Below are 940 nucleotides of genomic sequence, written 5' to 3'. Positions count from 1 at the left end.
AGTCACTGGCTCATGCGGGCTAAAGATAATCTGCGTTACAGTGTGATTAAAACCTTCAGCGAAGGGGACTACTGGATACAAATGCCCGTTTCTCCTCAGGCTCAAAAGAAAAATCCAAACCTACCCGATACGTGGCAAGCTCGATTAATTGAGTGTAGTTATGAGGGTAAGACAAGACGATACATAACCTCTTTAATAGATGATAAACGCTTTACTAAGGATAAAGTGGTACAGCTGTACTTGCAGCGCTGGGAGATTGAGATGGCGTATCGAGAAATTAAGTCTGATTTAAAGCAGGGGCTATTATTAAGAAGTAAGCTACCACAGCTTGTGTTACAAGAGTTCTGGGGGCTTATGATTGCTTATAATCTGATAAGACGTTTGATGCGCTATATGGCAGTTAGAGCTAAGGTTAGCCCTCTACGAATTAGCTTTCACATGGCGTCTATTACGATTGTTGATCTGTTACGGTTTGCGCCTTTACAGGCTGCAGGTCTCTTCCCTAAATTGTTAGATGCACTTTTAGAGGAGGGGAAATTGTTTGTCATTCCTGAGCGCAGAAAGCGATCTTGTCCGAGGGTGGTTAAGGGTAAACCACAAAAATATCCAAAAAAACATACCAGTCAGCGTTAACTGACTGGCATTAATCCAATAATGGCCTTACCAGTTTTTAAAACCTTGAATCAACTGTCACCATTTTGACCACAGTAGCGAGCCATGTATTCCTATGCTTCCTAAGTGTGATGGTGTAATGGAAATGGTTATACCTTGTTTAATATCTTGATGGAATAAAAAAAGGGTAGGATTTAAAATCCGACGCTTTATTTTGATTTTATGTCCCGTCCTAAAATAAGTTTACGAAAAGGAAGCTTATAAATGGACAAAGCAGAAAGATCAAGGATTAAACGAACACAGAAAGATTACACACTCGGCTTTAAAT

1 protein-coding gene is annotated in these 940 nt (G+C 40.0%); it reads left to right on the top strand.

The annotated features are described in order from the left end of the window. The coding region (locus AC2SLM_RS12755) for a transposase (protein ID WP_486554267.1) at positions 1 to 633 on the top strand (633 nt) is incomplete at its 5' end. Positions 634 to 940: the final 307 nt, after the last annotated feature.

This window comes from Psychrobacter sp. CX16 (assembly GCF_057396245.1).
This window is presented reverse-complemented; position numbering and strand designations above follow the sequence as displayed.